Genomic DNA, 14,380 nt, shown 5'->3' on the forward strand with positions numbered 1-14,380 from the left:
AATAAGGTACACGTGTTGGTGTACCTTATTATTATGATCGGGCAATATTTTATTTAAATGCGCTCTTTTATGGTGTGAACGCCTACGTCCTTAAAGGCCTTGGCTATTTTTTCAACGGCTTCGTCAATCTGGTCGAACGTATGTGTGGCCATTAACGAGAAACGCAGCAGCGATGAATCTGACGGTACTGCCGGCGATACTACCGGGTTAACAAATATACCATCGCGTTGCAACTGGTTAGTAACCAAGAATGTTTTGTCGTTATCACGGATATATATCGGCAGGATAGGGCTTTCTGAAGCGCCGATATCAAAACCTTCTTCAGTTAACAGGCGCTTAGCGTAGTTGGTGTTATCCCAAAGTTTGGTTATACGCTCAGGCTCTGATTCGATGATGTCTAAAGCGGCTATAACGCTCGCAACTGATCCCGGCGTCATGCTCGCGCTGAACATCAGGGAACGGGCACGGTGTTTCAGATAATCAATCGTATCATGGTCGGCAGCAATAAAACCACCTAATGAGGCCAATGATTTACTGAAAGTACTCATAATCAAATCAACCTCGTCTGTTAAACCGAAGTGAGATGCCGTACCTGATCCGTTTTCACCGATTACGCCTAAGCTGTGCGCGTCGTCAACCATAATGTTGGCGCCATATTCATCAGCCAGCCTTACAATTTCAGGTAACTTAACAATGTCGCCCTCCATACTAAATATACCATCAACAACAATTACTTTAACAGCCTCTTCAGGCAGCAAGCTTAGTTTGCGTTGCAGGTCGCCCATATCATTGTGGGCGTATTTAATAACTTTTGAAAATGATAAACGGCTTCCGTCAATTAACGAAGCATGATCGTACTCGTCTAATATTAAATAATCGTTACGGCCTGTAATGCATGATAATACGCCCAGGTTTACCTGGAAACCGGTGCTGAACAATACGGCAGCCTCTTTGCCAACGTAACTGGCAAGCCTGTTCTCAAGTTCAATGTGAATGTCAAGCGTACCGTTCAAAAATCGCGACCCGGCACAACCAGTACCGTATTTGTCAATAGCTTTTTTTGCGGCTTCTTTAATTTTGGGATGGTTGGTTAAACCCAAATAAGAGTTTGACCCAAACATGAGTACACGTTGATTATTAATAATAACTTCAGTATCCTGCCCCGATTCAATAGGTCTGAAAAAAGGGTACAGACCTTTAGCCCTGATCATATTCGCATCCTGGAACTGAGCAATTTTTTGATGTAGTTTTTTACCCATGCATTAAGCCTGCTTAAATTTTTTGTAAAAATAATATGAATAAGCCATATCCCGATAACTTTCAGGTGTAATTTTTTTTATACAGCCTCTTCTGTAGATGTTTTAAAATCTAAAAGGCAAAGTAATTAATTTTTTTATTTAATCAGTGTCAAAATTTTTCAAATTGTTAACGCCCTCATATACCGAAAAATTGCCTGATACTTTATATATGTAATCGAACCTTTACGTAAAAAATTTGTTATTATCAAATAAATCGTCATTTAAATAACATATTCGTAACGTTTTGCCGTATTATTGATAATAATATAGAATTTTTGCGACCACATTAACACATCACACCGCCGTTCCATTTATTTATTTATGAAGAGAGTATTTATCGTTCTATTAAATATCATCGCCGTAAGCGGAGTGTTTGCCCAAACACAACCGCGGCCCGATACTATCTCGGGTAACGTAAGCTTACAACAATGTATTAATTACGCGTTACAGAATCAGCCCTTGGCTCGACAAGCCGTCCTCGATGAGGATATTAATGAACGCGACATCCGTATCGGGCTGGCTGGCTGGCTTCCGCAGGCAACGGGCACCGGGCAACTGCAGCATTATTATGAAGGCGGGCCCAATGCTAACGCCGCTAACGTGCCAGGCAGTGTTCTGCAAAATCAAAATATCAGTAACCTATCTATATTAGGTGTACAGGTTAGCCAGGTTTTGTATAATAACGATGTATTCCTGGCGTCGCGCGCCGCCAAATATTCACGCCAATATTATAAGCAGAATACCGAAAGCACGCGTATTAATCTGATATCCGACGTAAGTAAAGCTTACTACGATGTGTTATTATCGCAACGCCAGCTCAAAATAACCAATGAGGATATTTTGCGTTTGCAACGCAGCCTGAAGGACGCCCGCAGTCGTTACGAAGCCGGCGTGTCTGACAAGATTGACTTTAAGCAAGCAACTATCGCGCTTAATAATTCAACGGCAACCCGTAAACAGATTGCAGAAAGTATAAAAAGCCGAGAAGCTTATTTGAAACAACTGATGGGTGTAAACGCTAATACATCATTAAGCTTACAGTTCGATTCAACCCGTTTTGAGACTGAAGCCGCCATAGATACCAACCAAACGCTGGATGTAACCAGGCGGGTAGAGTACCGTATGTTGCAAAGCCAGAAAACGTTGCAAAATTTAAATGTAAGTTACTATAAATGGGGCTTCCTACCGTCGCTATCTGCTATTGGTACCTATAACCTCATATATGCTAGCAGCAGTATATCAAACTTGTATAATAATAGCTTTCCGAATGGTTATGTAGGGCTGTCGTTAAGCGTGCCCTTGTTTCAGGGTACCCGCAGGATACAAAATTTACGCAAGGCCCGTTTACAGGAAGAGCGTGTTGACCTGGATCTGATTAACACGCAAAATAGCATAAATACCGAGTATGTACAGGCGCTGGCTAATTACAAAAGCAATTACACCGCCTGGCAACTGGTTAAAGAAAATGTTGATTTAGCGCGCGATGTATTTAACGTAGTAAGTCTTCAGTATCGTGAGGGTATTAAAACATACCTGGATGTAATTGTATCGCAAACCGATCTGCGTACCGCTCAGCTTAATTATTACAACTCTTTGTTTCAGGTGCTGTCAAGCAAAATAGACCTTGAACGATCATTAGGAAAAATATCTGCACAACAAAACTAAACCCCGAATATGAAACACACCAGTATATATATTTTAGCCGTAACCGCCACAGTAACATGGTCGGCCTGTGGTAGCAAACAACAGCAGGCAGGCCCGCCTCCGGCAACGCCGATAAGCGTTGTTGAAGCTAAAAAAACTCCGGCCGCTTACTATGATAATTATCAGGGTATAGTAGTAGCTTTAAATACCGTTGAACTGCGCAGCCAGGTTTCAGGCTTTATTACCGGCATCTTTTTTAAAGAGGGTGACGTTGTTCAAAAGGGACAGGCACTATATGAGATAGACCGCCGTAAATACCTTGCGGCTTTTCAGCAGGCACAAGCTAACGTGCTCAGTGCTAAGGCTAACCTCTCAAAAGCGCAAAAGGATATCGACCGTTATAACATGCTGCTTAAAAATGATGCGGTTGCAAGGCAAACTGTGGACCAGGCAACCGCGGCTTATGAAACGGCACGAAGCCAGGTAGCCGTAGCCAACGCTGCATTAGCATCTGCACGAACCGATCTTTCTTACGCCACCATTAGCGCGCCATTTACCGGCCGTATCGGTATATCGCAGGTAAGGCTTGGCGCCCAGGTTACGCCTGGTACAACGCTGCTAAACACCATTTCGGCCGAGAACCCGGTGGGTATTGATGTGGTGATCAACGAGCAGCAGATAGACCGTTTTTATAAGCTGATGAAAAGCAGCACCGATACAACCTTCAGGTTGCAGTTGCCGAATGGGCAAATGTACGGTAGTACCGGTAAAATATTGGCGGTTGACCGTGGCGTAAACAACCAAACAGGTAGTACAATCGTAAGGGTCCAGTTCCCTAATCCTAATAAGGAATTGAAGGACGGAATGAGCGGCGTATTGCAGGTATTGAATGATGATTCAGGCAACCGCATACAAATACCTTACAAAGCGGTTGTTGAGCAAATGGGTGAGTTTTTCGTTTTCACCGCGCAGGATAGCATTGCTTTACAGCACAAGGTGAACCTTGGGCCACGTGTTAAGGATGACGTTATAGTACTTGATGGCATTAACGAAGGCGATAAGGTAATTACCGAGGGTATACAACGTTTGCGCGATAGCAGCAAGGTAACTACAGCTGCACCGGCACAGCCAGGCGCACAAGGTAAACCCGCTGCCAAGTAAAAACTATCGAGCGTATATCAACCTAATGAAAAAAGACGATGAGGCTGTTTAGCCCATCAACGAAATTATAAAAACAGAATGATAGCAGAAACCTTTATACGACGACCGGTAACGGCCATTGTAATATCATTAGTAATACTGATAGTAGGCTCACTGGCCATAGCTAATTTGCCTATTGCCCAGTATCCGGAAATCACGCCGCCTACGGTACAGGTAACAGGTAATTATACAGGTGCCGACGCACTCACTGTAGAGCAAACTGTTGCTACACCGGTTGAGGTGCAGGTGAACGGTACCCCCGGCATGACTTATTTGCAAAGTAACAGTACCAGCAACGGCCAAATGAGCATGACGGTTAACTTTGAAGTAGGTACCGACATTAATATAGCCGCGCTTGACGTACAGAACCGCGTGGGCATAGCCCTGCCAACCTTACCGCAGGAAGTGCAGCGTTTAGGCTTGGTAGTGCGTAAACGTAACCCGAGCATCCTGATGCTGGTGGCGTTATTCTCGCCGAAAGCTACACACGATGTAACCTTTACTGATAATTACGCCAACGTATTTATTAAGGATGCGCTTTTGCGTACCAAAGGTGTGGGCGACGTATTTACGCGCGCCGATGACTTTAGTATGCGTATATGGCTCAAGCCCGATAAGCTCGCAGCCCTGGGCATGACAGCCGCTGATGTTACCGCCGCCTTACAGGAGCAAAACGCGCAGGTAGCCGCTGGTACTGTAGGCGCCACCCCGCAAATGCAGGGGCAAACCTTTGAGTATACCGTATTGGTTAAAGGCCGTTTGGTAAAACCAGAGGAGTTTGAAAATATTGTGGTAAAAACCCAACCCGAAACAGGGGCTGTAGTGCATTTAAAAGATGTGGCTCGTATACAACTGGGTAAATTCAATTATGCCGGTAACTCATTTGTTGATAATAAGCGGGCATCATACCTGCTGATTTACCAGGCGCCGGGGAGTAACGCAATAGAAACGGCGGATAATGTAACCGCTACCATGGAGCAGTTAAAGAAAACCTTCCCGAATGATATTGATTACGTGATTCCTTTTGAATCAGTTACCGTGGTAAAGGTATCTCTTGATGAGGTGATTGAAACGCTGGTTATAGCATTGGCACTGGTGATTATTGTTGTGTTCCTCTTCCTGCAAAGCTGGCGAACAACGCTAATACCGGTGTTGGCAATTCCGGTATCTATTGTGGGTACGTTCATATTCTTTATTCCATTGGGCTTCACCATCAACACGCTTACGTTGTTCGGTTTTGTATTGGCTATTGGTATTGTGGTGGATGACGCCATTGTGGTAGTTGAGGCCGTACAGCACTATATGGACGAGGAAGGTATGTCGCCAAGGGAAGCTACTGTACATGCCATGCGCGATATATCTGCGCCGGTAATAGCCATCGCGCTAATTCTGGCAGCGGTATTCGTACCGGTAGGTTTTATTCCGGGTATCGTTGGGCGATTGTATCAGCAATTTGCAATAACCATCGCTATATCGGTATTGATCTCGGCTTTCGTGGCTTTGTCATTAACCCCGGCATTATGTACGCTTATTCTTCGTCCGCATAAAATTGATGAAAAATCAGGTGGTTTAGATAAATTTTTCTACAAGTTTAACACTTGGTTTGACAAGGTAACCGGACGTTACCGAAACGCTGTTGACAAAGGTATTAAGCATTCCAGGTTTGTAATGTTTATTTTGTTGGCAATAATCATAGGTACGGTGTTTCTGTTCCGTAGCAAGCCATCAGGCTTTATTCCGCTGGAAGATGAGGGCCGTATATTTGTTACTTATGATTTGCCGGAAGGTTCGGCAACCGAGCGTACAGTTGATGTTTTAAGAAGTATGATGAAAACGCTGGACAGCGTACCGGCAATAAAACACTACGCCGCCTTGGGCGGGTTGAACGCCATTAACTTTGCAACCAAATCGAATAGTGCCACCATTTTCGTTCAGCTTAAACCCTGGGAAGAACGTGAGAAAAAGGAAGATCAACTGGAAGCTTTAGTTGGTATGTTGCAGCAAAAGCTGTCGGCTAAATTTAAAGAAGCAAGCGTGGTGGTGATTTCACCGCCGGCTATCCCTGGTTTGGGTAATACAGGCGGTTTCTCCTTTATATTACAAGAGCGCGAAGCAGGTGGCGACATCAAGAACTTTGAGAAAACCCTGCAGGCTTTTGTTGGCGCAGTAAACCAGCGGCCTGAAATTGCCCGGGCATTCTCGTTCTTTACCGCACGTACGCCGGCCTATCAGTTAACTGTAGACCGTGAAAAGGCCAAAAAGTTGGGCGTGCAGATCAGCGATATAAATAACGCGCTGCAAACTTATATGGGTAGTACCTATATAAACGACTTTACAATCTACGGACGTAATTTCAGGGTGCTTGCCCAGGCCGATACTAACTATCGTACAAGCATCGCTAACATAGGGCAGTATTTTGTGCGCAATCGTTCGGGCCAGATGGTACCGTTGAGCACACTCACTTCTTATAAGGTTATTGAAAACGCTCCGCTTATATCGCATTACAACCTGTTCCGTTCTGCTGAGATAAACGGTAGTACCAAGCCTGGATATAGTAGCGGCGACGCTATTAAGGCGCTACAGGAAGTGGCCGCGCAAACCCTGCCGCAAGGCTACGGCTATGAGTTCTCCGGCTTAAGCCGTGAAGAGATATTGTCGGGATCGAAAACAGTGTATATATTTATTCTTTCAATAGGCTTCGTGTTCCTGTTCCTGGCAGCACTGTACGAGAGTTGGTCAGTACCGTTCTCGGTGCTACTGGCTGTACCGCTGGGGGCTTTTGGTGCGATATTATTCCTGAGCTTTCAGCCCGGGCTTACCAATAATGTGTACGCGCAAATTGGTTTGATAACCCTGATTGGTTTGGCTGCTAAAAATGCCATCCTGATTGTTGAGTTTGCCAAAGAGCGTGTAGATAGGGGTATGGAGCTTGAAAAGGCAACACTCGAAGCGGTACGGCTGCGTTTACGCCCGATCGTGATGACGTCGCTGGCCTTTATATTAGGTATATTGCCGCTGCTTTTTGCCTCTGGTGCGGGCGCTGTGTCTCGTAAAACCATCGGTTGGACAGTATTTGGCGGCATGCTTTCGGCAACTGCGCTGGCTATATTTATAGTGCCTGTGTTGTTTTATGTAATAACACGTATGGCTTACGGCAAAAAGAAACTTGCGGAGTTAGAGGCTAATTACAAGCCCGATCCTGAACACGGGGAGGTTTAAAAAATAATGAAGTATGAGCCGGGTTACAAGCCCGGCTTTTTGTTTCTACATATTCACAAATACATTAATAATATCATATAATATTAATTGAAGGGTTTATTTTTCATGAAATTTATATGAAATTGTCAGGTTAAACATACATATTGTATAATAAATAATACTTTATAACAATTGTGTATAAACTTGATTCAGCACGTTTGAGGCTATTGGATTAATATTATGTTCTAACACCGATCTGATTTGTTTTCAGCATAGTTACAATTGTAAAAGTAGCGTCATGTAAGGGGGGATGCGATTATTTCGATAGATTTGGCAGCAAAATTGGATAAGCCCTGTTGTGAAATCTAAAATTTATTTACAAAAAATCACAACAATGAAAAAGTCAACAAAACTGATAGCTGCTGCGATTACTGCCGTAGCATTATTTTTAGGATCATCAGACGTTAAAGCGCAAACTAACGAAAAAAGCGCCTGGCGTTTAGGTTTTGGTATTGAAGGTGGTATCCCAACCGGTGACCTTCATGATGTAAGGAGTTTCCAGTTAGGTGGTACTGCTCGTTTGCAATACGGAATTACTGATAACCTGGCAGCAACTCTAACTTCAGGTTTTTACAACTTCTTTGGTAAAGAAATTGGCGAAACCGGTCAAAACTTCCCGGACGGACACGTAATTCCGGTTAAGTTAGGTATCAAATCATTCTTTACTGACAACCTGTACTTCGGCGCTGAAGCTGGTGCTGGTTTCGAAACAGGTGACGGTGTACCGGGAGATACCAAATTGATTTTAGCGCCAGCTTTAGGTTGGGCTGATAAGCACTGGGATTTTGGTGTGAAGTATGAAAACTTCTCAGGCCAAGGTAACAATTACGGTACTGTAGGTCTGCGTGTAGCTTATGGTTTCGGATTGTAACCTCTGATACCAGAAAACAAAAAACCGCTCAATCGAGCGGTTTTTTGTTTTCTATGATACTGTTATTGCAGTTTTCCGAGTGCTTCCTTAATACGGCGCATGGCTTCAATCAGTTTATCTTCAGCTGCGGCGTATGACATGCGGATTGACTTTTTATCGCCAAAAGAATCGCCGCCTACGGTTGATACATGTGCTTCTTCTAAAATATAAATACTCAGTTCATCAGCGTCATTAATGGTTTTGCCGTTATAGCTTTTACCGAAAAACGAAGTAACGTCCGGGAAAAAGTAAAACGCACCTTCAGGCAGGTTTACCTTTATGCCATCAATCTCTTTAAGCAGATTGTAAACAATATCACGGCGTTTTTGGAATTCGTCACGCATCTGGTGTACGCTTTCCAATCCACCTTCGTAAGCTGCTGTGCCTGCCCGCTGGGTAATTGAACAGGTACCTGAAGTAATTTGTCCCTGGATTTTATCGCAGGCTGCCGCCAGCTCTTTGTTTGACGCCGTGTAACCAATGCGCCAGCCGGTCATGGCGTATGATTTTGAGAAACCATTGATGATCACCACACGATCTTTAATGCTTTCAAACTGAGCGATAGACTCGTGGCCACCAACAAAATTGATGTGCTCGTAAATCTCGTCAGACAGTATATAAACGTGAGGATGTTTCTCAAATACTTTAACTAAAGAGGCTAATTCTTCTTTGCTGTACACGCTACCTGTAGGGTTACATGGCGATGAGAACATGAACAGCTTGCTGTTAGGCGTAATGGCAGCTTCTAATTGTTCCGCGGTAATCTTAAAATTATTTTTGGCAGTCGATTCAATAAATACGCTTTTACCTTCGGCCAGCTTTACTACCTCTGAGTATGATACCCAGTAAGGAGTAGGGATAATAACTTCTTCGCCCGGGTTAACAAGGCATAGTACCGCGTTAGCGATAGCTTGCTTGGCGCCGGTCGATACCACGATCTGGCTCATGTCATAATCCAAACCGTTCTCGTTCTTTAGCTTCGCAGCAATTGCTTTACGCAGGTCAGGGTAGCCCGATACGGGAGTGTAGTAAGTAAAATTATCATCCATCGCCTTCTTGGCGGCGTCCTTTATATATTCAGGTGTATGAAAGTCAGGCTCGCCAAAGCTCAGATTGATCACATCAACACCTTTGGCAGCTAATTCACGGCCCAGTTTGGCCATTTTAATGGTTGCTGATTCTGACAGGTTCTGTATCCTGTTACTTAATGTCGTCATATTGTTTGTGTTAACGCGGCAAATATAGAAAATAAGTTTACTGCTGATTACGCTTGCTATTCATTAAATTTGCATGCTAACAGAATTTATTTTGGGCGAGCAAAAAAGGATAATCCTGATCTCATTGATAACGGGCGTAGTACTGATGCTGGCTAAGTTCAGCGCGTATTTTATCACCTCTTCAAATTTTATATTAACTGATGCTGCCGAAAGTATTGTAAATGTGGTGGCAAGCTCGTTTGCCTTCTTCAGTATTTATTTGTCAGCTTTGCCTCGGGATGAAAACCATCCTTATGGCCATGGTAAAGTGGAGTATTTCTCGGTATTTCTTGAAGGTGGTTTAATCGTTATCGCGGGCGGGATCATCGTAATAAAATCTGTATACGGTTTATTGAATCCGGAGCCTGTGCGTGATCTGATTACCGGTACCATCATCATCGCAGTAACCGGTTTAATAAATGGGTGTTTAGGCTATTACCTGATTAATAAAGGGAAGCAATTGCGTTCTATTACGCTTGAGGCTGATGGTAAGCATCTACTTACGGATATGGTTACCAGTGGCGCCCTGGTTATTGGGTTGCTTGTTATTTACTTTACAGGGATCTTATGGTTGGATAGCGCGCTTTCAGGCCTTGCTGCGTTATACATTATATTCTCAGGTTATAAGCTGGTACGGCGTTCGGTAGCGGGATTGATGGATGAAACCGACTTTGGCGTTGTTACCAATATACTCGAGGTATTGAACGAAAAGCGTAAAGAGGAATGGATAGATATTCACAATCTTCGCGCGCAAAAATACGGCAGCGAATTACATATTGATTGCCATTTAACCCTGCCAAATTATTTTGATTTAAACCGGGTGCATGAGGAAGTATCATTGGTTGATAAAATGATTAATAAAGAGGCCGGGGTAAAAACCGAACTTTTCATCCACTCAGATCCATGCCTGCCCGAATGCTGCCACTATTGCAGTATGCCCAACTGTCCGATACGGTCAGAAGCGAAGCGGATAGATATAGAATGGACACTTGACAAGGTGATGCGGAACAAAAAACATTTTGAATGACATACATTAACGTACGTGTTTACGGGTTGCTGATTAATGAGGATAACCAGGTATTGTTAAGCGATGAGCGGGAATACGGCATGGAGTTTATCAAATTTCCGGGCGGTGGTTTGGAGTACGGTGAAGGATTGATTGACGGCCTTAAGCGGGAGTTTATGGAAGAGTGCGCGATGGAGATAGAAGTGACCAGTCATTTTTACACAACCGATTTTTTTATCAAGTCGGCATTTAACGATAGCCAGATCATGAGCGTATATTACCTGGTGAAAAACTTCGCACCCATTAATCTTACAATTAAAACCCGGGCATTTGATTTCGACGGTGATGGTAAGGCTGATATCCTGCAATCATTTCGCTGGGCGGATATCGATCAGCTTAAGCCGGAGGATGTGACCTTTCCGACAGATCAAAGGGTAGTGGAGCTATTGCGTAAGCAATACCCTGCAAAATGATCAGCATCATGATACATTTTACCGGCAAATTGCATATTCAATTCAGTGGGCTGGTATATTTACGGCAAATTTAAGGATCGACCTGTAATTTCAATATATGGAACTAAATACACTACTACCTAAAATTGTTGCTGATAATAAACTGCATGCTAAATGGTTGAATACGCTTTCGCTGATGGAGAACACCGGCGCACGTAAAATATCAGCATGCGAAGATCCGGTTACGGTAACTTACATCATACTAAAACATGCCGCCGAAGAACACCGGCATGCGTTTTACCTGAAAAAACAGATTGAAAAAACAGGCGAGGGGCAATGCCCTACGTATGCTGATGAGTACCTGGTGGCACCTTTAAGCAGTAAATATTATTTGAATTTACTGGATGTGGAAGTAAGCCGCTATCTTAAAAAGCATTTAAACCTTTCAGGCGCCGAATTGCGCTTTGCGGCCTACTTGTTAGTTACTTATGCTATTGAGGTGCGCGCCGATGAACTGTACCCCATTTACCAGCAGGCGCTTGATAATGCCGGCAGCAAGGTTAACGTAAAATCAATTATACTGGAAGAAGAAGGGCACCTGGAAGAAATGACTAACCAGTTACATCAATTCTCACCTGATTGGCAAACGTATGCCGATAAAGCCGTTGAAATAGAAAGCCGCTTGTTTGCCGGGTGGGTAAACGCACTTGCAGTAGAAATAGCTGCTGCTTAATCAGATCTTTTACAAGCCCTTATAGCTTCATGTATTCGGTGAATACCTGTTGCATAAAGGCTTTTCCGTATTGTAACAAATCATCGGTTTGTTTTTGCGGTTTGGTAGTATCGCCAACATATATAATGCGTTTGCCGGCGTTGTCGTATGATACTACCTGCCCCGGTACCATAAAACCAAAACCGTTATCCCAATCAAAAAACGCGAACGGTTTGCTGTACGGGTTCAATAAATTTTTTGACCATTTGAATTGCTTGTGCGGCATTTCCATTTGTGACAGCAAAGTCGCCGCTATATCAGTCTGGCTGCCCAGCTTGTGTATGCGCTTGCCGCGATATTCAGGTTTTATCACATCACCAAAAAATAACAGCGGAATGTGATATTTCTGCGGCTCAAACGGGTCGGCATTGTTCAGAGGGAGCCGGTGCCCGTGATCAGCTACGAGGATAAAAAGCGTATTTTTATACCAGCCCTGTTTTTTAGCCAGATCAAAATATTCCTTAATGCTTGCATCGGTGTAGTACGCGGTACTTCTGAATTTGTTGCTCAGGTCTTCGCCCGGAAAGTGCGCCGCTACCGGCAAATCAAAAGGCTCATGGTTACTTAGCGTTTGCAGATAACTGAAAAACGGCTCGTCCTGTTTATCCAGATATTTGATATGGCGCTTCATCACCACGTCATCGTGCGCTCCCCATTTAGAGTTCATGTCCCTGGCGTCGAAATTCTTTTTGTCGATAATCTCATCAGTCTTGTGGCTGAGCATATACGCCTTAAAGTTCATAAACTCACTCTCACCGCCGTACATGTACGAGGTTGAGTAATGAGCGGCATCAAACACATTGGTTAACGAGGGCAGGCGTTCCTGTTTAACGTTATCAACAATTACGGTACGTATGGCCTGCGACGGGAAAGCGCTCAGGATGCCGATAATACCTTTATCGGTACGATCACTGGTAGCGTAAAGGCTATCGAACAACAAACCATGCTTTATCAGTTCCTCAAAGTTGGGCGCATCACCTTTCTCTCCGCCTAATGATTCAATCAGGTCGGCCGTAAAGCTTTCAATCTGGATGATGACAATGTTGGGCTTAATTGTAGTGAGTACTTTAACCGTGGTATCTTTCTTTACAGTATACATACTGTCAACCAAATTTTCCGCATCATGCGCGGACATATACAGGTACGGATTATACGGCGTTTTAAAGTTCTCTACAGTATTATGCAGTAAGTTCCATTCGGTATTAAGTGCGCATTGGTTAAGTATCTGCCTGTCGCTAAAATAAGCCATACTCTGGTTCATGGGCGAAAGCTGCACACCACCGCGAATGATGAGTACGTTTAATCCAACCAACAAAATTGCAACAAACGGCTTTACATACCACTTAAGCTCGGGCTTTTTAAAATTGAAATCGATAATGTAATTGGCTAATAAAATACCTGCCGCTAACAAAAAAGCTCCGATAAGCAAACTCAAACCTATAGGAGAGGAGCCCGTGGAAGCAATAGCCTCTGACGGTGAGTGGTATAGGGTGTCAAATACTCTGAAGTTTATCTTGGTACCCCATTCCCTGAAGATGTTGAGATTAAGTATAGCGACAAACGAAACGATGAAAATACAGAAATAAACATATACCCTTAGCCAAATACCTTTGATGTTAAGTTTGGGAAAGAACCAGCCAACAATGAAAACTAATAACGGGAGCGCTGCGATGTAACCGGCGGCGGAAGCATCAATCCTGATACCGTAAAAAAAGGTTTGGAATATTTCGCTGAAGGAGGCTTTTTTAAGCTTATCAATAAAATAAAGCTCGAACGTAGCCCGGGTAATTACCGAGAATACCAGCCAGAATAAAATAAACCGGACAAAACTAATTAGGCTCCTTAACATCAGGCGGCAAAAATACTTATTTGCCTGAATGTTAAGAAGCCTTTAATTAAATGTTATAAAGCGATGACGGCTGTGATTAATTTCCGCCGCCGCCTAATGATTTCAGATCAGTGAGGGTGATTTTCTCAAAATCCTTTGGAATACCAAAAAAGCCCGCGGCTACTTTTTGATCAGTTACGCTTTTTAAGGTAACGTTAACTGCCTGGCCTTGCTGCAATGCGGTAAACTGTACCGGTACCCCGCCAATTTCTTTAAACGTGTGGCTGAATGATGTAGCCGGAATTTTAATATCGTTAGTTACCCATGCTTCGTAGCTGCTACCGCTTTTTGAGTCTTTAACGGTTACTTTTTTACAGTTAAAGCCGCTGATAACTTTAGTCTCAGTACCTGGGGTAAAGGTAAATTTTGGCTCCTGCGCCTTACCTTCTTCAATTTCGGCAGGGGTTGCAATAGCCGCTTTTTTAATACTGGCTACAGGTACATCAACTAATACGGCCAGGTAATCACCGTTTTTAGCAGTGATAATTTTAATATCAGCCGGGCCTTGCTGCATTGATGTAAGGCTGCTGTCGCCTTTAAAGTAACTTTTTGTATCAACCGCACCGCCGGGTGTTTGGATAGTATAGGTAGCAAAACCTTCGGTGTAGTTTTTTTGAGCGCTGGCGCCTAAGGCAGATGCTGATAAAGCAAGAAACAGCGCTGATCTTAAAAATTTAATGTTCATTGGGTCGTTTT

At 43.6% G+C, this 14,380-nt stretch carries 11 protein-coding genes; 7 read left to right on the forward strand and 4 right to left on the reverse strand.

Going from position 1 to position 14,380, the window contains the following annotated elements; all coding sequences use genetic code 11:
• Window positions 1-53: 53 nt before the first annotated feature.
• A complete protein-coding gene (gene spt / locus ABD960_RS07630; RefSeq protein WP_345330416.1) occupies window positions 54-1,259 on the reverse strand; it encodes a serine palmitoyltransferase in 1,206 nt (401 codons plus the stop codon).
• A gap of 360 nt (window positions 1,260-1,619) precedes the next feature.
• On the opposite strand from spt, the gene ABD960_RS07635 reads away from it, so the two are divergent.
• From ABD960_RS07635 to ABD960_RS07650, 4 genes are all read left to right on the forward strand, one after another.
• Window positions 1,620-2,963: a TolC family protein gene (locus tag ABD960_RS07635; protein WP_345330417.1), complete on the forward strand. Its 1,344-nt coding sequence runs from the start codon at window positions 1,620-1,622 to the stop codon at window positions 2,961-2,963.
• 9 nt (window positions 2,964-2,972) lie between these two features.
• Window positions 2,973-4,103, forward strand: coding sequence for an efflux RND transporter periplasmic adaptor subunit (locus ABD960_RS07640; RefSeq protein ID WP_345330418.1), 1,131 nt, complete (start codon window positions 2,973-2,975; stop codon window positions 4,101-4,103).
• A gap of 78 nt (window positions 4,104-4,181) precedes the next feature.
• Window positions 4,182-7,361, forward strand: coding sequence for an efflux RND transporter permease subunit (locus ABD960_RS07645; RefSeq protein WP_345330419.1), 3,180 nt, complete (start codon window positions 4,182-4,184; stop codon window positions 7,359-7,361).
• Between the two features lie 373 nt (window positions 7,362-7,734).
• Window positions 7,735-8,271 (forward strand): hypothetical protein, encoded by a 537-nt coding sequence (locus ABD960_RS07650; RefSeq protein ID WP_345330420.1) that lies wholly within the window; start codon window positions 7,735-7,737, stop codon window positions 8,269-8,271.
• A 62-nt stretch (window positions 8,272-8,333) separates the two neighbouring features.
• Here the strand turns inward: ABD960_RS07650 and ABD960_RS07655 are convergent, their stop codons facing one another.
• Window positions 8,334-9,527, reverse strand: coding sequence for a pyridoxal phosphate-dependent aminotransferase (locus tag ABD960_RS07655; protein WP_345330421.1), 1,194 nt, complete (start codon window positions 9,525-9,527; stop codon window positions 8,334-8,336).
• A gap of 73 nt (window positions 9,528-9,600) precedes the next feature.
• On the opposite strand from ABD960_RS07655, the gene ABD960_RS07660 reads away from it, so the two are divergent.
• From ABD960_RS07660 to ABD960_RS07670, 3 genes are all read left to right on the forward strand, one after another.
• Window positions 9,601-10,593 carry a cation diffusion facilitator family transporter gene (locus tag ABD960_RS07660; RefSeq protein ID WP_345330422.1) on the forward strand — a complete coding sequence of 331 codons (993 nt, stop codon included), beginning with the start codon at window positions 9,601-9,603 and terminating at the stop codon, window positions 10,591-10,593.
• The gene (locus ABD960_RS07665) at window positions 10,590-11,045 is read left to right on the forward strand and encodes an NUDIX hydrolase (protein WP_345330423.1); all 456 of its coding nucleotides are present in this window, start codon (window positions 10,590-10,592) and stop codon (window positions 11,043-11,045) included. The genes ABD960_RS07660 and ABD960_RS07665 overlap by 4 nt, the downstream gene beginning before the upstream one ends.
• 97 nt (window positions 11,046-11,142) lie before the next feature.
• Window positions 11,143-11,757, forward strand: a complete 615-nt coding sequence (locus ABD960_RS07670; RefSeq protein WP_345330424.1) for a hypothetical protein — start codon at window positions 11,143-11,145, stop codon at window positions 11,755-11,757.
• 19 nt (window positions 11,758-11,776) lie between these two features.
• Here ABD960_RS07670 and ABD960_RS07675 read toward each other — a convergent pair whose 3' ends face one another.
• Window positions 11,777-13,645, reverse strand: coding sequence for an LTA synthase family protein (locus tag ABD960_RS07675; protein WP_345330425.1), 1,869 nt, complete (start codon window positions 13,643-13,645; stop codon window positions 11,777-11,779).
• Between the two features lie 76 nt (window positions 13,646-13,721).
• Window positions 13,722-14,369: a hypothetical protein gene (locus ABD960_RS07680; RefSeq protein ID WP_345330426.1), complete on the reverse strand. Its 648-nt coding sequence runs from the start codon at window positions 14,367-14,369 to the stop codon at window positions 13,722-13,724.
• Window positions 14,370-14,380: the final 11 nt, after the last annotated feature.

Origin of the sequence: Mucilaginibacter defluvii, assembly GCF_039543225.1 — a bacterium.
Taxonomy (GTDB): Bacteria; Bacteroidota; Bacteroidia; order Sphingobacteriales; family Sphingobacteriaceae; genus Mucilaginibacter; species Mucilaginibacter defluvii.

Bases quoted from the DNA above. Each gene is read 5' to 3' on its own strand.
- ABD960_RS07640 (WP_345330418.1), top strand. From the start codon at position 2,973: ATGAAACACACCAGTATATATATTTTAGCCGTAACCGCCACAGTAACA.
- ABD960_RS07660 (WP_345330422.1), top strand. From the start codon at position 9,601: ATGCTAACAGAATTTATTTTGGGCGAGCAAAAAAGGATAATCCTGATC.
- ABD960_RS07645 (WP_345330419.1), top strand. From the start codon at position 4,182: ATGATAGCAGAAACCTTTATACGACGACCGGTAACGGCCATTGTAATA.
- ABD960_RS07675 (WP_345330425.1), bottom strand. From the start codon at position 13,645: ATGTTAAGGAGCCTAATTAGTTTTGTCCGGTTTATTTTATTCTGGCTG.
- ABD960_RS07665 (WP_345330423.1), top strand. From the start codon at position 10,590: ATGACATACATTAACGTACGTGTTTACGGGTTGCTGATTAATGAGGAT.
- ABD960_RS07670 (WP_345330424.1), top strand. From the start codon at position 11,143: ATGGAACTAAATACACTACTACCTAAAATTGTTGCTGATAATAAACTG.
- spt (WP_345330416.1), bottom strand. From the start codon at position 1,259: ATGGGTAAAAAACTACATCAAAAAATTGCTCAGTTCCAGGATGCGAAT.
- ABD960_RS07655 (WP_345330421.1), bottom strand. From the start codon at position 9,527: ATGACGACATTAAGTAACAGGATACAGAACCTGTCAGAATCAGCAACC.
- ABD960_RS07635 (WP_345330417.1), top strand. From the start codon at position 1,620: ATGAAGAGAGTATTTATCGTTCTATTAAATATCATCGCCGTAAGCGGA.
- ABD960_RS07650 (WP_345330420.1), top strand. From the start codon at position 7,735: ATGAAAAAGTCAACAAAACTGATAGCTGCTGCGATTACTGCCGTAGCA.
- ABD960_RS07680 (WP_345330426.1), bottom strand. From the start codon at position 14,369: ATGAACATTAAATTTTTAAGATCAGCGCTGTTTCTTGCTTTATCAGCA.